We start from the raw sequence: 17,872 nt of genomic DNA, 5'->3' as shown, positions 1-17,872 counted from the left end.
ACGTCACGTGCCGATTCCGGTATGGTCTGGCCGCTTTCGCTCGCCTTGTGGTGGCCGTGGCATCCTTGCTTTGCACACCCCTGTCTTCGGCGGCGTTCATGAAGTCGGATACGCAGGCGCTGTTCGAAGCCGCGCAACAGAATCCCCGCAAGCTTATCCGCGAATCGGAGCAGAATCTGCGGTATTCGCAGGCCCGCATGGATCCGGCCGGCCAGATAAGTGCACTGCGAGGGCTTGCCGCCGCACACCAGTTCCTGTCGGAATTCGATGCGCTTGCCGCAGACGCGTCGCAGGGGGCGGAACTGGCACGCGAGAACGGCGACAGACAGGCGCTGTGCTGGTTTCTTGCGTATGGCGGTCTCAGTCTGTATAGCAAAGGTAACCTCGATGCGGACGCCGCGCTCAAGGAGGCCGGCAAGCTGTTTGATGAAGCCGCTTCCCTCGGCGAAAAGCACTCCATGCAGACATGCCTCGGCTGGGTGCAACTGGCACGGGGAAAGATATCCAATGCCGTCAGGCTGACATCCGATTCGCTGGCGGCCGCATCAAGAGCCTATACGCTGTTCGAGAGCAAAGGCGACCGCTTCGGCATGGCGGCGGCGTTGACCGATATCGCGGCCTATACCCTGATCCGGAATTCCGAGAAGGATGCCGAAAAGATCCGGGAATACCTGGAGCGCGCGGCGTCCCTGGTCGATCTCAATACCTACCGTATCCTCGCCGCAGAAAATCATCTGCTGCGCGGACACAATGAATACTTCCTGCAGAAACTGCCGGAGGCGCGCGCCAGGTTCGAGACGGCGGCCGCCACCGCGCGCGGCGTCCAGTATCATTTGCTGACCGGTCTGGCCGAACGCGAACTGGCCGAGGTGGCCAAGGTGGAAAAGCGGCTTTCCGAAGCGTACCAGCACGGCGATGTGGCGCTGCAGATGGTGGAAAATCACCCGGACAAGCGCCACTACATCAAGGCGCTGCTGCTGCGCGCCGATGTGTTGGCAAGGCTTGGCCGGGGCTCTGAAAGCCTGGCTGCGCTGGGCGTTGCGCAGGCAGCGGTGTCGCGCATCAATGATCCGTCGAGTACCGTGCTGTACTACTCGCGTGCCGCCGAAATCTATGCCGACCTCAACGCCTTTCAGGACGCCTATGAACAGCTCCAGGCTCTGCGCAAGGTCGAGGCGAAGCTCAATGCCTTGCGCAATCTTCATCTGGCCGACGAACTCAAGGTCCGTTTCGACGTCGCACTGACCGAATCGGAAAACGCAAGGCTGGTCGCGGAGCGCCATGAAGCGGAAAGCAGGCGACTGGTGCTCACGCTGGGGCTGACGCTGACCGTGGTGCTGAGCGCGGCGCTGCTGGGCGGACTCATGCTTTACATGCGCAAGCGCGCAGCGGATGCGCGTACTGAAATGGAGCATCAGAAACGTCTGGTTGCCGCCGAAGCCGAGGCGAATCACGCCAAGAGCGAATTCCTTGCCAACATGAGCCATGAACTGCGTTCCCCGCTCAATGCGATCCTTGGCTTCTCGCGGCTGGTCACGAGGGAAGAGGGACTGTCCGACGAGGCGCGCGGCAATCTGCAGACGGTGCTGCGCAGCGGCGAACATTTGTATCATCTGATCAACCAGATTCTCGATCTGTCGAAGATCGAGGCAGGACGCATGACGCTGAACGACACGGTGTTCAACCTGCCTCTGCTGCTCGATGAACTGGAACAGATGTTTTTGCTGGGCGCGCGTCAGAAGCAGCTGAAGCTGGTCATCGAGCGCGCGCCCGATCTGCCTCTTCATGTGCATGCCGATGCGGTCAAGCTGCGTCAGATCGTGATCAATCTGATGAGCAATGCGCTCAAGTTCACGGCCGAAGGCAGCGTGACGCTGCGTGTCCTGCGAAGCGGCCCGCATCGCCTATCCATCACGGTCAGCGATACCGGCCCCGGCATCGCGGCCGACGAACTTGAAACCCTGGGCAATGCCTTTGTGCAGGCAAGCGAGGGCCGGCGCTCCAAGGAAGGAACCGGTCTGGGCCTGGTCATATGCAACCGCTTCGTGAAGCTGATGGGAGGCGAGCTGCGCATATCGAGCGAAATAGGCAAGGGCTCGGAATTTTTCTTCGAGGTCCGCATAACGGAGATCGAACATCCTGGCCGTTTCGCTCAGTTGCAGGCGGGCGGCGGAAGAGTCATCGGCCTCGTCCCCGGCCAGCCGCGTTACCGGATTCTGGCGGTTGATGATTTGCCCGACCAGCGCCGGCTGCTGTGCGGGCTGCTCGGACCGCTCGGATTCGACATGCGCGAAGCCGCCAATGGCGCCGAAGCCATTGCCGCATGGGAGGAGTGGAGTCCGCATCTGATCTGGATGGACATGCGCATGCCGGTACTCAACGGGCGGGAAGCAACGCGCAGGATCAAGGCAACGGAGAAAGGCAAGTCCACGATCATCATCGCATTGACGGCCAGTACCTTCGAGGATGAGCGCGACGAAATCCTGCATGCCGGGTGCGACGATTTCCTGCGCAAGCCCTTTCAGGAACAGGCATTGTTCACTCAGCTGCAGCAGCACCTGGGAGTGCAATTCCTGTATGAACGGCCACCGGCGGACAAGACCGCTGAACCGATCGGTGCCGAGCGTATAGCCGCATTGCCGGCGGCGCTGCAGGAAAAGTTGAGCACGGCCCTCGCGGGCCTGGATGTGGAAGCGATCGACCTTGCGATCGGAGAGGTGCGCATGGTGGATCCGGGTGCCGCGGATGCGCTGGCCATGCTTGCAGCCGGGTTCGATTACGGGCGCATGCTGGCCCTGCTTCCGGCCGGCGCCGTGACAACCGAGTAACATCCGTATCGGCACCGCCGAAAAGAAGGGGCGGATTCAGCCTCGTTGCTTCAGCTGCGGGACTTGCGGGCTAATGCGCCGACGATCATCTGGACTATGGATAGCCGCTTGGCCTGGCGGGCTGCGGAGAATGCCGGTCATGCCATGCCGAACTTGTCCGTCACCATGCCAACGCGTTGCGGAAAAGAGGTCTCCGCCAAACGCATCTGCACCTGTCCGTCCCGCGCCAGCGAGGGAAACACCCGTTCCGCAGCTTCGCTGCCCGGCAGCGGTATCGACAGCGCAAACCCCCGGAAGCTGTGCGCGGTATGGAAGGTGTTGATACTGGATGGGCCGCTGCGCTCGTTTGATCCGCACAGGAAAAGGCGATATCCGAACGTCCGCTGAACATGGTGGAAGAGGCATTGTGGCCCCCTGCGGCCGGTCGGCGGATGATGACCGGCCGCAATTTCAGTATTGCGCCCGCTGACGTCGGCGCATCTGCAGCAGCGCTGCCAGCGCAAGGCCGGTGCCGATCATGACGGCGCCTGCGGTGCGCGGATGCGTGACTGCACTGGTGTACAGGCTGGTTTCCCGCGCTGCGTGGCCCACGCCGCCGCGCTCCATCAAGTCGGTGCCGTGGGTATGGAGATTGTTGTCGTTCCGGTCGCGGGGCGGTTGGTCGGTCTTCATCATGGGAATCATGAAGCGTGTCATGCCCTTGTCCAGCATGCGCGGCATGTGATGGGCGCCGGCGCCGGTCAATCGCGCCCGGCTGCCGACGTACAGGTCCCGAACCGGATGCTGGGCGGCATACAGCAGGGCATCCGCCGCCACCTCCGGCGCATACACCGGCAGCGGAAGCCGGGGTTCCGCTTCCATGTAATTCTTTGCATGGGAAACGAACATGGTATCCACCGATGCCGGCTTGACCAGAGTGACCGATACCGGGGCGCCGGCTTCTTCAAGCTCGGTGCGCAGCGAATCGGTGAATCCCTTCACCGCATGCTTGGATGCGGAATAGATGCCCTGCAGCGGCACGGCGCGGTCGGAGGTTTCGCTGCCCATGTTGATGAGTGCTCCGCCACGCGTCTTCAGGTGCCTTGCCGCAACCATGGAGCCGTGCACCACACCCCAGAAATTGACGTCGAACAGCCTGCGCATGTCTTCGGTGGAAACCTCCTCGTTCTTTCCGAAGATGCCGACGCCGGCGATATTGAGCCAGGTGTCGAATCCGCCGAAACGCTCGATGGCGGCATCGGCTACGCGCTGCACGTCGGCTTCGTTGGCCACATCGGCCGCGACATGCATGGTTTCCGCTCCCAGCATGTTCAGGTCATCGCTGATGATGCGCAGCGCGCTTTCATTGCGCGCCACCAGAACCAGCCTGGCACGCAGGCGGGCCGCCTTGCGAGCGGTTGCCAGGCCGATGCCGCTGCTTGCGCCCGTAATAACGATGACCTGATCCGACAATTTCTTCAATTGAATGCCCATTGCGCTCTCCCGGAAAAGACTGGCTATCGCGAAAAGCATGCCAATGACGGACATCGTGTGATGGTTTGCGGTGTCGCTTGAGCCTCCATCCTGGACAGCATGCGGTTGCGATGCGGCATCTTCCGGACAATGAATTTATTACGCATCGCGCGCCGGTTTCTACATTTCCGGATGCGCTGCGATGCGAGTGCCGGCAGAACTGAGTTCATCGATAACATCGGCTTAACATGCCTCAATCCGCGGCCCCGGCATGCCCGTTACAGTGGCATCATCGTTATCAATTAAGCTACATATGAAAGCCACCCAGCAAATCTTTGAGTACCTGACTGCTTTCGCAGTCGTCGTCCTCTTCAGTTCCGTAATTCTTTTCTTCCCCGAAATGGGACAGGACAAGCAGCTGCCATCGGACGTCAGCGGCATGAGCAGTTCCGGCACCGAGGCGCAGCCTCAGGAACCGGTACCGGCTCAAACCGGAATGGAAGGCGGGACGCACGGCTGAAAGCCCAAGGTAGCAAGCCTGGTTGCCAGAAGGATCGAAGCTCGATCGCGACTGGCGACCGGCGAATGAAGCTGTAGTGAGATTCCCCTGCGGAATGCTGCCCGCATGTCCATTGCGGCAATCAACGTTCCCGTCTGTCGTTCTTGCGGCGCTCAACCTGATCCCAGCCGATTTCCTTCCGAATTTCTTCTGGCCCATGCAGCGGCGTGCGTTCATTGATACGTCGCTCGGCATGGCGCCGCTCAAGGTATTCCCTGACCTTTTCCTTGGCATCCTTCGGCTGATTGATAGTTGGCATAAACAGTGACCGCTGCAATGACATGGAGGTGCAATGCACCCCCCATGCGCGCGAGATGCATTCGAATGGGCTCGGCGGAGGTGCGACCTGCAATTCGTATTCATCCATACATTAAGACGCCTCATGCCGTGGTGTTTGACCCTGCACAAGCGATGGGCATGATCCGTGTTGGATCGCAGGGCACGGCACAAGTGCCGGCCGCCGAGGGACACGGAACATTCGCCGCAGGGAAATGGTCTGAATCAAGAGCAGCGCGTGCCGCATGCGTATGTGGCGCGTGCGCCTGACGGCATGGTCGATCAGCAGCGCGATGGCAGCGCTGCCGCAATGAAGCGATGTGCTTTGATGGAAGTCCGCCGCTTCCGGAGGAAAACATGATTCGATACTCTTTGCTTCTGCTGGCCGCCACGCTGTCGGGATGCGTGGCCGTGCCGGCCTACGACGGCGTGCAAGGAAGCTATTATGATGGCTACGGCGGCACGCCACTATACTCGGCTCCGGCAACCGGCTACGCGGTGCCTGTCGCGCCTGTCTATGCAGCTCCGCCGGTGTATATCGGTCCGCCCGTACGATTCAGTTTCGGATTCAATTATTGGGGTGGCCGCGGCGGCCGTCACCACCATCATGGGTGGAGGCATGGGCATGGCGGCGGGCGCTTCCGCCGCTGAGTTGCATCAGGCCGGGCTTCCGTCGCCGCCGCCGCGGCGCAGTTGCCAGACGAATTCATTGTTGGAAAGATGGCGCTCGATGAAGCCTTGCGCCTCAAGCTGGGCGAGCGCGGCAAGTAGGATTTCATGTTCCACCACGCCGGCCGCAGGCAGCCATGTCCGGCCGATTTCCGCAGAAGTGCCGCTTGCATCGGGCCAGCGATAAAGATGGTAGCGGATCGCTTCTGCGACGGCGACGATATGCTTGTCTTTCATGGGCTGCGCCGATTCCTCTCTGCATGATTTCTTTTATGCATTAAATCCATTTTTCCGGTACGGGAGAAGCCATATTCATGGGAAGGAGTTTGTCCTACAGGCATGGGTATGAAAAGACCCCTCGCAGACATCTGATCTCGTAAATTGTCTTAATGACAATCCCGATGAGGAAAATGGTGCGCCGCATTATTGTTCTGGTATCGAACATTTATGGGATATGCAAGAAATCCGGGCGTAAGCATTGTCCTTGTTGCATGTAGGACGATTCCGATTAAATCTTGCGCATGATCAAGTATGCCGGTCTGGAAGCCGCCATACTGAGGTCTCCTTAGTTCACTTCATTTGTTCGGGCTCACATGCAAACCGTCCTTAATACTGCAGCAACTATTGAAAACCTGGTAGATGTCACCCTCGGCGCAGACGCGTCGGAACGCGAGAAATATATGCTGCGCCAGTCGCTGCTCAATCTCGTCCGCATGGCACGCGTGGAATACAAAATGGAAATGCAGGCGAGCGTCGACAAGCTGCTGCATGTACTGCCTGACCGCGCCACGCTTGTGGTTTGATCCTCGTGCCGTGACAGGGAGTGCGCAGCGTGCTCCCCTCACGACAGCCAGTTTGTGGCCTTGTAGTAGCCTTGTAGACTTGTTCGAAAACGCTGCACTCCTTATCGATTTCCTGTCTCCCTGTTACACTCCGCATCGGCTTTCACATTTGCCCGGTCTGCCCGCCTTCTCCTACCTTCCGCGCCTCTTCTCTCCGTCTTACACTGTCGCGTTGCCGACTTGATAAGTGCAGTCGAAGTGATGCAATTCGGTATCTCTTAGAATTATTAAACATCTTTAACAATTCACCTTTGATGCATCGAGCTCATGTAGCAACGCAACAAAGTTGACTTTACGCAATAGTAAAAGCGTGTGGTGGATTTATTGTTTCACCGCTGTCGCACTGTTCTTAATCAAGAACAAAAATTCGGGTGCGAACGCGAATATTTTTGCGTTGCGTCATGCAACAAGATGTAACGCTTCATAGTCGAATACCGAGGCTTGATGCATTTACCGGCATCAACATCAAAACAATCCCAGGAGCATTCACTTTGACCGCACGCGTCCTACTTGTGACATCGGAAGCCGTACCTCTCGTCAAAACCGGCGGACTCGCCGACGTCATTACGGCATTGGCGCAAGCGTTGCGCCAGCAGGGGGTCGATGCTGCGGTCATGATGCCCGGGTATCCGGCCGCGATCGAACATGCCTGCAATCTGAAACAGGCGGGAACGTTACCGCAATTGCCGGGAGGCCCAGGTATCATTCTCCAGGGCACCATGCCCGGAAGCGATGTTCCTGTCGTACTGCTGAAAAGTGAACGTTTCGACCGGCGCACCGCCAATCCCTATGTTGATGAAAACGGCGCGGAATTCGATGACAATGCGCTGTGCTTCGGATCGCTGGCGCATGCGGCGGTCAGCATCTGCGCAGGCGAAACCGACGTGCCGTTGCCGCATGTGGTGCATGCCAATGACTGGCATGCCGGGTTGATACCCGCATTGCTGCGCATGAGAGGCATCTCCGACGTGGGAACGCTGCTGACCATTCACAATCTTGCCTTCCAGGGCAACTTTGCAATGAGCGCCGCTACCGAATTGCGTATCCCCGATGCCATGCTGACACCGGAACAGTTCGAGTTCTGGGGCAAGATAAGTTTTCTCAAGGCCGGCATCCTGCATGCCGACCGCATTTCCACGGTAAGCCGCTCCTATGCGAACGAAATCCTGACGCCGCGCTTCGGCCATGGATTCGACGGCCTGCTCAATGCGCGCAGGGACATACTGGTGGCGATACCCAACGGCGTCGATACCGGCGCCTGGGACCCTGCGCGTGACCCGCTGACGGTGCGTCATTTCTCGCTGAACGACATGCGCGGCAAGAGCGGCTGCAAGCGCGATCTGCAGCAGCTGTTCGGCCTGCCGATCGATCCGTTTGCGCCCGTGCTGGCGGTCGGCAGCCGCATTACTCATCAGAAGATGGCGGATGTCGCCGTCGAGGCGTTGCCCCAGGTGCTGGAAGATTTCCCGCGCGCGCAGCTGATCGTGCTTGGCCGCGGCGATCATGCCTATGAACAGGCCTTCTTGGAAATGACAGAGCGTTTCCCGGGACGCGTCGCCGTTCATATCGGCTATGACGAACGCCGCGCCCATGCTCTGCACGCGGGCGCCGACATGCTGCTGCACGGCACCCGTTTCGAGCCCTTCGGCCTGACGCCGCTGTATTCGATGCGCTACGGCACATTGCCGATCGCCTCCCGCGTCGGCGGCATGATCGATTCGATCGTCGACGCCGGCCTCGAAGGTGCCGTGCCGGAAGATGCCAGCGGCATCCTGTTCGACGGCGAAGAGGCGCAGGACATGGTGGCCGCGATCAGCCGCGCCTTCGAGCTGTACGCGCGTCCGAACGAATGGCATCTCATGCAGCGCAATGCGATGTCGGCCGATTTTTCCTGGTCGGGACCGGCGGAGCAGTACATCGGCGTTTATCGCGACATCGCCCCGGCCGAGGCGCGGACGCTGTTCGACAAGCGCAATACCGCCGTCACGCTGCCTGAAAACGAAGAAGCCGCCGAAGTCGCAGCCATGCCGGAATACATGACGGCATAACGCATGGGACAGGCAGCAAGACGACAATCTCATTCGCCGGACGACGACCACGCAGCAACAGGCACCGCCTCCGCCAGCCTTTCAGGCTCCACGGAAAACCTCGCCATCCGGCCGCCTGCCGGATGGATCGATCCATTGGTCTTCGATCCGCAGGCGATCGATGCCGCTCACCGCGGCAGTCTGGACGATGCGTTTTCTCTTTACGGTCTTCATGCGCTCCCGCAGGAGGGCGTGTTCGTCGTCAGGACGTTTCAGCCCGGCGCGCTCAGGGTGGATGTGCTCGAAGCCGCGGCAGGCGACGGTGCCGCGCAGGTGCTGGCCACGCTGGCGCCGCTGAGCGGTGGCGGACTGTTCTCGGGCATCCTCGACCTGCGCAGCGGAGATGAGCGCAATCGCGGCGGGCCGCCGAAATACCGTCTGCGGATCATCTGGCCTGACGGTTCGGGCGGCACGATCATCCAGATCACGGAAGACCCCTATGCCTTCGGCCTGCTGTTGAGCAACGCCGAACTGCAGCTCGTCGCGCAGGGCCTGCATTGGCAGGCCCCCGATTGCCTCGGCGCCTTGCCGACGACGGTGGACGGCATCGAGGGAACGCGCTTTGCGGTGTGGGCCCCGAATGCATCCCGGGTGTCGGTCGCGGGCGACTTCAATCACTGGGACGGGCGCCGTCATCCCATGCGCTTCAGACATGAAGCCGGCATATGGGAAATCTTCATTCCCCGGCTTGGCGCAGGGGAACGCTACCGTTATGAAATTCTGGCGGCCGACGGCAGGCTGCTGCCGCAAAAGGCCGATCCGGCAGCCCGTGCGACCAGCCTGCCGCCGGACTCCGCATCGATGATCTGCGCGCCTCTCGATCACTGCTGGAATGATGCCGCCTGGATGCGCGAGCGTGCCGCCCGCCAATCCGCGAACGCGCCGATCTCGATCTATGAAGTGCATGCCGCTTCGTGGCGGCGGCCGGATGGCTGGAACGGTCCGCCGCAGGCGGAGTCCGTGAACAGCTCCGCCGGGAACCCGCATGGCACCGTCGATTGGCAGGAACTGGGCGAGCGCCTGATTCCGTATGTGCTGGAATGCGGCTTCACGCATATCGAGCTGCTGCCCATCATGGAGCATCCGTTCGGCGGATCATGGGGATACCAGCCGCTGTCGCAATTCGCGCCCAGCGCACGCTTCGGTTCGCCGCAGGCCTTCGCGGCCTTCGTGGACCGCTGCCATCAGGCGGGACTTGGGGTGATTCTCGACTGGGTGCCGGCGCATTTCCCGGCGGATGCGCACGGGCTCGCCTGCTTTGACGGCGGCACCCTGTACGAGCATGCCGATCCGCGTGAAGGCTTTCATCAGGACTGGAACACGCTGATCTACAACCTCGGCCGCAATGAAGTGTCCGGTTTCCTCATCGCCAGCGCGCTGGAATGGCTGGAGCGATATCACATCGACGGCTTGCGGGTTGATGCGGTGTCATCGATGCTCTACCGTGATTACAGCCGCAAGCAAGGCGAATGGATTCCCAATCGCCATGGCGGACGGGAAAATCTGGAGGCTATCGCCTTCCTGCGCCTGCTGAACCGGGTGGTGGCCGAGCGTTGCCCTGGAGCGATGGTTATTGCCGAAGAGTCCACCGCATGGCCGGGTGTCAGCGCGCCGGAGGAGGAGGGCGGTCTCGGATTCTCCTTCAAGTGGAACATGGGCTGGATGCATGACTGCCTGCAATACATGCAGCGCGAACCAGTTCACCGGCGCTACCATCATGGTGATCTGAGCTTCGGGCTCTGCTATGCATTCAGCGAACGCTTCGTGCTGGCGATCTCGCATGATGAAGTCGTGCACGGCAAGGGCTCGCTGCTCGGCAAGATGCCGGGCGACGCATGGCAGCAGCGCGCTAACCTGCGTGCCTTCCTTGGATTCATGTGGACCCATCCCGGCAAGAAGCTGCTGTTCATGGGCAGCGAGTTCGGTCAGCGGCACGAATGGAATCACGACGCCGAGCTGCAATGGGCATTGCTCAATGACCCTGCGCACAGCGGCATTCGCGACCTGGTCGGCGATCTCAACCGTCTCTACCGCAGCGCACCGCCGCTGCACGATAGCGATGCTCATGCGCAAGGCTTTCAATGGGTCGTCGGCGACGATGCCGACAACAGCGTATTTGCCTACCTGCGGCACAGCGTGGGGAGCGATGTCCCGCCTTTGCTGGTCGTGTGCAATTTCACACCGCTGCCGCGGCATGCCTATAGGATTGGCGTTCCCGGTGACCGGGCAGGTCTACGCTGGCGCGAGGTTCTCAATACGGACGCGCACTGCTATGGCGGCAGCAACACCGGCAATTTCGGCAGTGCCGTTGCAGGGGACCATCTCAGCCACGGCTTTCCTTCCTCTCTCGTGCTGACCTTGCCGCCGCTGGCGACCGTCGTCCTGCAGCTTGAGGATTAACTCGCCTGCTGATTGGTTTGATGGCTGTCAACGCAAAACATGATGCAATCGCATACGCATGTTCTAAATAATCGATATTGTTGCAAGCTGCTGCTCCGAACCCAGTTCAAGCAGTCCCTGCGCGGGAAGGATGGACAATGCGATCTGATGTCGCAAGGGAACTACCGTCCCTGATTGTGGTCTGGGCATTAATCTTGCGTCTATACGAAACGCTAAGAGACGCTTCATTCTCTATGCGCCTGAATGGAATGAAACTGCAGTGATTTAAGGTTGCCTTAACGCATCATAGCTTGAGATTGTTCAAGCTCTTCGAAGGCGACACGTGTTCTCCTTAAGTCCTGCGCATTCATTGCGTATCCGGACAATTATTCAAGGCTAAATACATATGAAAGCAATGATTCTCGCTGCCGGCAAAGGCACTCGCGTACGTCCTCTCACATACGACCTGCCCAAGCCGATGATCCCTATCCTGGGCAAGCCGGTCATGGCCTACATCGTGGAGCACCTTGCAAAGTGCGGCGTCAAGGACATCATGGTCAACGTCAGTTACCTGCATGAAAAAATCGAGAGTTATTTCGGTGAAGGCAGCCGCTTCGGCGTACGTATTGGCTATTCGTTCGAAGGCTATGTCGACGGGAACGGCGAAGTCGTTCCCGAGGCGCTCGGCTCCGCCGGCGGCATGAAAAAAATACAGGAGTTCGGCAGATTCTTTGACGACACCACCATCGTGCTGTGCGGCGATGCCTTGATCGACCTCGATATCCAGGCGGCGGTCGCGGAACACAAGCGCAAGGGCGCGATGGCCAGCGTCATCACGCGCGAAGTGCCCTGGGACAAGGTTTCCGACTATGGCGTTGTCGTCAGCGACGACGACGGCCGCATCATCAAGTTCCAGGAAAAGCCGAAGCGCGAGGATGCGCTCTCCAACCTGGCCAGCACCGGCATCTATATTTTCGAGCCGGAAGCCATCGACCTGATTCCTTCCGGCGAGAATTTCGACATCGGTTCGCAACTGTTCCCGCTGATGGCGGAGAAGGGCTTGCCTTTCTTTGCCCAGAAGCAGGAATTCGAATGGCTCGACATCGGCAGCGTCACCGACTACTGGGGTGTGCTGCAAAGCCTCCTCACCGGCGATGTCCCGCAACTGGAAGTGCCCGGAGCCCAAATTCGTGACGGCATCTGGGTCGGCCTCAATACCCGTATCGAATGGGAAGGCACCACCATCGAAGGTCCGGTCTATATCGGCGCCGGCTGCCATATCGAGGCGGGCAGCACCATCATCGGACCGACATGGATCGGCCACGGCAGCCATGTCTGCGCAGGCGCCGAAGTGGTGCGCAGCATCCTGTTCGAATACACCCGCGTACTGCCGGGCACCGAACTGGAAGAAGTGATTGTCTGCGGCGACTACAGCGTCGACCGCAAGGGCAACATGATGCGTCTGTCCGACAATGAAGACGCCGGCCTCAACAATGCGCGCGACCGCAGGCTTGCTCGCCGCACGAAGGACAGCGACGAAGACATCGAGGACATCAATGCGCCGGTCGGCGTGCTGGCCACGGCAGAGAACGTCGCGATGTCGTACGCGCCCTGAGCTGTGGACAGGCAAGCCCTGGATCGTCCAGGCTTGCCGCGCTGATGCACGGCATCGTCCGGTGCCGTGCACTGCAACCTCTTTCCCTACCGCGGCGCCGATTTTCTCCCGGCGCCTGCTGAATTTCCTTTTCCCACATACCAATCCTGCGTCATCGCATGCCGAGCGAGATCGATAGATTTTCTTCGGCAGGCAACGGATGCGAGCAATCCAGGGCGGCGCTATGAACAATGGATGACGAGCGTCGCGCAGCCATGCTGAAAAGGCTCGGTCTCATGGCATGGAGAGATGCGGAATTGGTATGAGGACTCTTTGCCGGCGCATGATCCGCGGGCGGTAATCGTGAACCTTAGAGCGGAGTGCAGGCGACTGCACACTCACCTGCAATCCGCTCTGGTAGTGTGAGTTGGAAATTCGGTGAAGGCAAATGTGGCGAAATCATGGCGAGACAAGGAAACAAGCACAGCAAGGCCGCGCCTTTGCCAATCGTTGCGCGCATTGTTGACGCAGTATCGGCGTGATTCTCGTCCATCATTTGACCAACAAATTTTTAACTCACACCACTACGTTCGCGCTTGCCGGCTTATGGTGAACTGAACGGGGATGGATGAGAGACCTGCCATATACACCGCTGTCCCGACTGCATCCCTCACCCCAACCCCTCTCCCGCTTGCAGGAGAGGGGAGCCTTTCACTCCAGATCGTCTTCCCGATTTCCCTTGCACTCGCCATAAACCCCCTTCTCCCGCAAGCGGGAGAAGGGCCGGGGATGAGGGCGGCCGCAAGAGCTCCTGCGGCCTTGACAATCCCGCTTGCGCCTCGCGCTTACTCCTCCTGCATGACCGGACTTGCGAGCTTCAGCCTTCCCTCCGCAAGACAAGCTAGGGGAAAACCGTTTCCCGTATAACGATGGTTGAACCTCAGGCCTACCGTGGTGCCTCCAAGCCCGCCCCGCTCTACCGTTCAAAATGCGGAAGCACCTTTTCCGCGAAAGCCGCAACGAAGGCTTCCTGATCCCGATGCACGTTGTGAACGAACAGGGTGTCGAAGCCAAGCTCCGCATCCTTCATCAGCCAGTCCAGATGCTGTTCCGCGCTCGCGGAAATACGCACGCTGCCTGCGATATCCTGCGGCGTCAGTTGCGCGGTCGCACGATCGAACGCGGCCGGCGTGTCGAGATCGGCCAGCAGCGTCTTGTCGAGCGCCGCCTGCCGCCATTGCGTCGTCGCAGCGTGCAGCGCTTCCTCATCGCTGGCAGCATGGCTCAGCACCACCTGCAGATACACCGGCTTGCCGGCCCCGCCGCCGCTCCGGAACGCGCTCACCACTTCCTGCATCTGCGCATGCTCCTGCGAGACGGTGATCATGCCATCAGCCCAGCTGCCTGCCCATTCCGCCGTTTCTGGCGTCAGGCAGGCCGCATGAATCAGCGGCGGATGCGCAGGACGTGAATAGAGCCGGGCATTGCGCACCGACACCTGTCCGCTGTGGGTCACCGTTTCGCCGGCCCATAGCGAGCGCATGATGTCGATGCATTCCCTCATGCGCTCGCGCCGCTGCGGCTTGGATATCCAGGGCTCTCCGGTGATGCTTTCATTGAGCGCCTCGCCGCTGCCGACCGCCACCCAGAAGCGGTCCGCATGCATCTCGGCCAGGGTAGCGGCGGCCTGCGCAATGATTGCGGGATGATAGCGCTGGCCCGGCGCACATACGGTGCCGAACGACATCGGCGTGCCTTCCAGCGCCGCGCCAAGCCACGACCAGGTGAATCCGCTCTGTCCCTGCTGTTCGCTCCAGGGATGGAAATGATCGGAGCACATTGCCGTTCGAAAGCCCGCCTGCGCGGCGAGCTTTGCATTGCGCAGCAGTTGCGAGGGAGGGTATTGCTCGTGCGAGCAGTGATATCCGATACGTGCCATGGCGAATCTTCCGTTGAACAACACGAAGGTAGACAGCAAAGTCCGAGCGGCGTGCCCGCTTTGAAATCAGCTTGTCGTTTGGAATCCCAAGAAGGTTTCGACAAAATGATTTACCCAACACCCCAACCGATCGAAAAATAAAAGTAATAAAACTACAGTAACTATATTAAAAATCTTCGCTGTGGTTTAAGATCCTCTCAACATTGCCGTGATCCGAAGCGGCGGTCATTAGAACCGTCATCAAGGCAGTCGGAGGAGCCTTTCGCACTTTATAAGGGGAATTCATCATGACCGACAAGACTGCCGGTAGTGAGGCACTGCTTTATAATCCGCTACGCTCCCTGTTCTGGCTCAAGCGATGGTTCTGGGATAAAGAAATATCGCTACATGGCGGCAGGTTGCAAATCCTTGCCTTGTGTCTCATTTCAACAGCGGCGTTACTTCTGGAACTGGCTTATCACCACGGCGGCCTCGGTTTGCGCGATGCCCTCGCGCAAAAGTCACTGGTCGTGTTCTACAACGTCAAGGCGGTCGTGCTGGCGGACCTGGGACCGTCCATCGCATCGATCCTGATCACGGCGGCAATCTGCCGCACCCTCTTCGGCCTGGTGATTGCACTTCTCGATCTCGCGATGTACCGCAAGATCACGGGCCGCCCGTTTGACTGGGAGGGAATGATCAATACGGCGGCCGTCAACGGCGTATTCCTGCTGACGGTCGTCTTCACATTCACGAATCCTCTTGTCGCTTCATGGCTGGAAGGGTACATGGCGCTGCTCGATCATGTTCCTACCCTGGTTCATTTCGACGGTGCGGTGGCGCTGATACTTGCCTGTCTTCTGGGCGATTTCTGCTTCTACTGGTCTCACCGTTTCAGCCACAAGATCCGGTTCTTCTGGTATCTGGGGCACATCAACCATCATCGCAATCGCGAACTTTGCCAACTCACGCAGGCGGTCGATCCCCAGTCCCTCATTCTCGATACTGCCGGCGGCAAGGTCTTCGTTCTGCTTTTCCTGCCGCTCGTGACCAAGCTGTTTTCGCTGGATATTCGCGACAGCGGCTGGGCGCTGATTGCCATCATCGTCTTTGATACCTGGACCGATCCTTCCCACTCGGTAGCGCTCTACTACCTGGAGACGAAGCTTCCATTTCTCAGGCACTTCCGCAAGGTGCTTGTGACACCTGCGGTGCATTACACGCATCATTCCCGGGAAGAGCGCCACAACATTTCGGACGGATGCAACTTTGGCGCGAGGACCACGCTCTGGGACCGCCTGTTCGGCACCTATGTCGAACCGCCGCAAGTGTTGCCGCGGACCGGCCTCTTCAGCGACACGGCGGACTACTGCCGCACGCCGTTGCGGTTTCTTTTCCGCCCATGGATTCTGATGTTGAAAGAACTTGGTTCAAACAAGCTGCGCTACTGGCCGGCCATCCTTTTCGGACATGCATCCTACAAGCCGCCGGTGCCGCTGCAGACAGAACGCTGACATCCGTATCGCGCGCCGAAAGGCCGCGGATAAGCTCATCAATGAAACACGAAAGGAGAGAACACCTTCATGCATAAAGCGTTTCCCGCAAACCCCCTCGAAAAACCAGGTTACCGGCTGGAGTTCCATGATGAATTCGACGGCGAGTCGGTAGACGAGAGCAAATGGATTTGCAGCCATCTGCCGCAATGGTCCTCCGCGCGCCAGGCTGCCGCGAACGCCCGTTTCGAGAGCGGGCATCTGGTACTGAGCATCGAAGCGGATCAGCAAGCCTGGTGCCCGGAATATGACGGCGATGTGCGCGTATCTTCCCTGCAGACAGGTGTGTTCTCGGGGCCGCTGGGCAGCACCCGGGGACAGCACCGGTTCAACCGGGAGAGCATCGTGCGCGAGGTGCAGGAAAATCGCGCCATCTACACGCCGACCTACGGCTATTTTGAAACCAGGCTCAAGGGCGTCAAGACGCCTGGCAACCATGTGGCGCTCTGGATGATCGGTTACGAGGATGCGCCTGAAAATTCCTCGGAGATCTGCATCTGCGAAATCTTCGGCAAGCATGTGACAGCGGAATCATCGAAGATCGGCGTCGGCGTGCATCCCTTCGGCGATCTGCGGATCAAGGACGACTTCCGCGAAGTCGAGCTGCCCATCGATATCTCCGAATTCCATGTCTACGCCGCCGAATGGACGCCGACGCACATTGATTTTTTCGTCGACAACCAGTTGATTCGCACGGTGCATCAATCGCCGGACTATCCGATGCAGTTCATGCTGGGAATCTATGAAAGGCCGAAGGAAACCCTGCGCCAGGCCGCAGGAGAAGCCTCGCCTTACCCGAAGAACTTCGTGGTGGACTATGTGCGGGCATATCAGCCTGTTGATGGATACCGTTAGGAGGGAGCGATGTTGAAACCCGAAGGGACGAGAATTTCGCTGCATGGCGAGGTAGCGCTGGTGACCGCGGCCACGCGCGGGATTGGACACGAATGCGTCCAGGCGCTGGCCGCCGCCGGCGCTTCCGTGGCGATCGGCTGCCGCAACCTGGAGGCGGGAAAGGAAGTTGCAACAGGCTTGCGCGAGCAGGGAATGAAAGCAATGGCGGTCGCGATGGACATGCAGGATACAGCTTCCATTGAAAATGCCGTTGCGGAGGTGGAAGCCGAACTGGGTCTGGTGACGGTGCTGGTCAACAATGCCGGCCACAGCTTGCCCGCCGCCGCGCTGGAGGTCTCGCCCGAGGCGTTTGACAGCATGTTCGAATTGAACGTGAAAGCCGCCTTCTTTACTGCGCAGGCAGTCGCCCGCCGGTTGATCGCGGAGATGCGGCCGGGTGCGATCGTCAACATCGCGTCTCAGGCCGGACTAGTCGCGCTGCGTGATGAATCCGTTTATTGTATGACGAAGGCCGCCATGGTGCACATGACGCGCTGTCTCGCGGTGGAATGGGCTCCCGCCAACATCCGCGTCAATGCGGTCGCGCCGACGTTCGTCAGCACCGATGGCACGCGCAAATGGCTGGATGATCCGGAGTTCCTGGACAGTGTCATCAAGCGCATTCCGCTGGGCAGGGTGGGCAACACCACCGAAATATCCTGGCCGGTGTTGTTCCTTGCTTCCGGAGCGGCATCATTGATTACCGGGACGACGTTGAAGGTAGATGGCGGCTGGACGGCGGTGTGAGTGGACGGGGTGAGTGGACGGGCCGTACATGGCGGCAAGTTGCGGCGAGCCCTTTGTCATTGGTAGTGCGTGTC

Annotated in this window: 14 protein-coding genes; 10 read left to right on the top strand and 4 right to left on the bottom strand. The window is 59.7% G+C overall.

The window, feature by feature from the left end; genetic code table 11:
- Nucleotides 1-98: 98 nt before the first annotated feature.
- Nucleotides 99-2,828 (top strand): ATP-binding protein, encoded by a 2,730-nt coding sequence (locus tag FH061_RS11125; protein WP_192805010.1) that lies wholly within the window; start codon nucleotides 99-101, stop codon nucleotides 2,826-2,828.
- Between the two features lie 450 nt (nucleotides 2,829-3,278).
- On the opposite strand, the gene FH061_RS11120 is transcribed toward FH061_RS11125, so the two are convergent.
- Nucleotides 3,279-4,301: an SDR family oxidoreductase gene (locus FH061_RS11120; RefSeq protein ID WP_151635898.1), complete on the bottom strand. Its 1,023-nt coding sequence runs from the start codon at nucleotides 4,299-4,301 to the stop codon at nucleotides 3,279-3,281.
- Nucleotides 4,302-4,593: 292 nt separating this feature from the next.
- On the opposite strand from FH061_RS11120, the gene FH061_RS11115 reads away from it, so the two are divergent.
- A complete protein-coding gene (locus FH061_RS11115; protein ID WP_151635897.1) occupies nucleotides 4,594-4,800 on the top strand; it encodes a hypothetical protein in 207 nt (68 codons plus the stop codon).
- A 121-nt stretch (nucleotides 4,801-4,921) separates the two neighbouring features.
- On the opposite strand, the gene FH061_RS11110 is transcribed toward FH061_RS11115, so the two are convergent.
- Nucleotides 4,922-5,206, bottom strand: a complete 285-nt coding sequence (locus FH061_RS11110; RefSeq protein WP_151635896.1) for a hypothetical protein — start codon at nucleotides 5,204-5,206, stop codon at nucleotides 4,922-4,924.
- Between the two features lie 266 nt (nucleotides 5,207-5,472).
- Between FH061_RS11110 and FH061_RS11105 the strand changes: the two genes are divergently transcribed.
- Nucleotides 5,473-5,766: a hypothetical protein gene (locus FH061_RS11105; RefSeq protein ID WP_151635895.1), complete on the top strand. Its 294-nt coding sequence runs from the start codon at nucleotides 5,473-5,475 to the stop codon at nucleotides 5,764-5,766.
- 6 nt (nucleotides 5,767-5,772) lie between these two features.
- Here the strand turns inward: FH061_RS11105 and FH061_RS11100 are convergent, their stop codons facing one another.
- Nucleotides 5,773-6,021 carry a hypothetical protein gene (locus tag FH061_RS11100; RefSeq protein WP_151635894.1) on the bottom strand — a complete coding sequence of 83 codons (249 nt, stop codon included), beginning with the start codon at nucleotides 6,019-6,021 and terminating at the stop codon, nucleotides 5,773-5,775.
- A 356-nt stretch (nucleotides 6,022-6,377) separates the two neighbouring features.
- Here FH061_RS11100 and FH061_RS11095 point away from each other — a divergent pair, with 356 nt between their 5' ends.
- From FH061_RS11095 to FH061_RS11080, 4 genes are all read left to right on the top strand, one after another.
- Entirely contained in the window at nucleotides 6,378-6,587 is a 210-nt protein-coding gene (locus FH061_RS11095) for a hypothetical protein (protein WP_151635893.1), read from the top strand.
- 530 nt (nucleotides 6,588-7,117) lie between these two features.
- Complete coding sequence (gene glgA, locus FH061_RS11090) at nucleotides 7,118-8,674, top strand: glycogen synthase GlgA (RefSeq protein ID WP_151635892.1); 1,557 nt, start codon at nucleotides 7,118-7,120, stop codon at nucleotides 8,672-8,674.
- Between the two features lie 3 nt (nucleotides 8,675-8,677).
- Entirely contained in the window at nucleotides 8,678-11,113 is a 2,436-nt protein-coding gene (gene glgB / locus FH061_RS11085) for a 1,4-alpha-glucan branching protein GlgB (protein WP_151635891.1), read from the top strand.
- Between the two features lie 385 nt (nucleotides 11,114-11,498).
- Nucleotides 11,499-12,707, top strand: coding sequence for a sugar phosphate nucleotidyltransferase (locus tag FH061_RS11080; RefSeq protein ID WP_192805009.1), 1,209 nt, complete (start codon nucleotides 11,499-11,501; stop codon nucleotides 12,705-12,707).
- Nucleotides 12,708-13,662: 955 nt separating this feature from the next.
- On the opposite strand, the gene FH061_RS11075 is transcribed toward FH061_RS11080, so the two are convergent.
- Nucleotides 13,663-14,625, bottom strand: coding sequence for a TIGR03885 family FMN-dependent LLM class oxidoreductase (locus FH061_RS11075; RefSeq protein WP_151635890.1), 963 nt, complete (start codon nucleotides 14,623-14,625; stop codon nucleotides 13,663-13,665).
- Between the two features lie 287 nt (nucleotides 14,626-14,912).
- On the opposite strand from FH061_RS11075, the gene FH061_RS11070 reads away from it, so the two are divergent.
- From FH061_RS11070 to FH061_RS11060, 3 genes are all read left to right on the top strand, one after another.
- On the top strand, nucleotides 14,913-16,118 hold the full coding sequence (locus tag FH061_RS11070; RefSeq protein WP_151635889.1) for a sterol desaturase family protein: 1,206 nt from the start codon (nucleotides 14,913-14,915) through the stop codon (nucleotides 16,116-16,118).
- A gap of 69 nt (nucleotides 16,119-16,187) precedes the next feature.
- Complete coding sequence (locus FH061_RS11065) at nucleotides 16,188-17,012, top strand: glycoside hydrolase family 16 protein (RefSeq protein WP_151635888.1); 825 nt, start codon at nucleotides 16,188-16,190, stop codon at nucleotides 17,010-17,012.
- Between the two features lie 9 nt (nucleotides 17,013-17,021).
- A complete protein-coding gene (locus tag FH061_RS11060; RefSeq protein ID WP_151635887.1) occupies nucleotides 17,022-17,798 on the top strand; it encodes an SDR family NAD(P)-dependent oxidoreductase in 777 nt (258 codons plus the stop codon).
- The last annotated feature ends 74 nt before the right edge of the window (nucleotides 17,799-17,872 follow it).

Source organism: Noviherbaspirillum aerium (assembly GCF_008929045.1).
GTDB lineage: Bacteria > Pseudomonadota > Gammaproteobacteria > Burkholderiales > Burkholderiaceae_D > Noviherbaspirillum > Noviherbaspirillum aerium.
The sequence above is the reverse complement of the archived record's forward strand: the minus strand, read 5'-3'. Positions and strand labels throughout refer to the sequence as shown.

What these genes read in the sequence shown, in the direction of transcription:
- FH061_RS11110 (WP_151635896.1), bottom strand. Translation starts at nt 5,206, where the DNA reads ATGGATGAATACGAATTGCAGGTCGCACCTCCGCCGAGCCCATTCGAA.
- FH061_RS11075 (WP_151635890.1), bottom strand. Translation starts at nt 14,625, where the DNA reads ATGGCACGTATCGGATATCACTGCTCGCACGAGCAATACCCTCCCTCG.
- FH061_RS11095 (WP_151635893.1), top strand. Translation starts at nt 6,378, where the DNA reads ATGCAAACCGTCCTTAATACTGCAGCAACTATTGAAAACCTGGTAGAT.
- FH061_RS11065 (WP_151635888.1), top strand. Translation starts at nt 16,188, where the DNA reads ATGCATAAAGCGTTTCCCGCAAACCCCCTCGAAAAACCAGGTTACCGG.
- FH061_RS11100 (WP_151635894.1), bottom strand. Translation starts at nt 6,021, where the DNA reads ATGAAAGACAAGCATATCGTCGCCGTCGCAGAAGCGATCCGCTACCAT.
- glgB (WP_151635891.1), top strand. Translation starts at nt 8,678, where the DNA reads ATGGGACAGGCAGCAAGACGACAATCTCATTCGCCGGACGACGACCAC.
- FH061_RS11060 (WP_151635887.1), top strand. Translation starts at nt 17,022, where the DNA reads ATGTTGAAACCCGAAGGGACGAGAATTTCGCTGCATGGCGAGGTAGCG.
- FH061_RS11070 (WP_151635889.1), top strand. Translation starts at nt 14,913, where the DNA reads ATGACCGACAAGACTGCCGGTAGTGAGGCACTGCTTTATAATCCGCTA.
- FH061_RS11105 (WP_151635895.1), top strand. Translation starts at nt 5,473, where the DNA reads ATGATTCGATACTCTTTGCTTCTGCTGGCCGCCACGCTGTCGGGATGC.
- FH061_RS11125 (WP_192805010.1), top strand. Translation starts at nt 99, where the DNA reads ATGAAGTCGGATACGCAGGCGCTGTTCGAAGCCGCGCAACAGAATCCC.
- FH061_RS11080 (WP_192805009.1), top strand. Translation starts at nt 11,499, where the DNA reads ATGAAAGCAATGATTCTCGCTGCCGGCAAAGGCACTCGCGTACGTCCT.
- FH061_RS11115 (WP_151635897.1), top strand. Translation starts at nt 4,594, where the DNA reads ATGAAAGCCACCCAGCAAATCTTTGAGTACCTGACTGCTTTCGCAGTC.
- FH061_RS11120 (WP_151635898.1), bottom strand. Translation starts at nt 4,301, where the DNA reads ATGGGCATTCAATTGAAGAAATTGTCGGATCAGGTCATCGTTATTACG.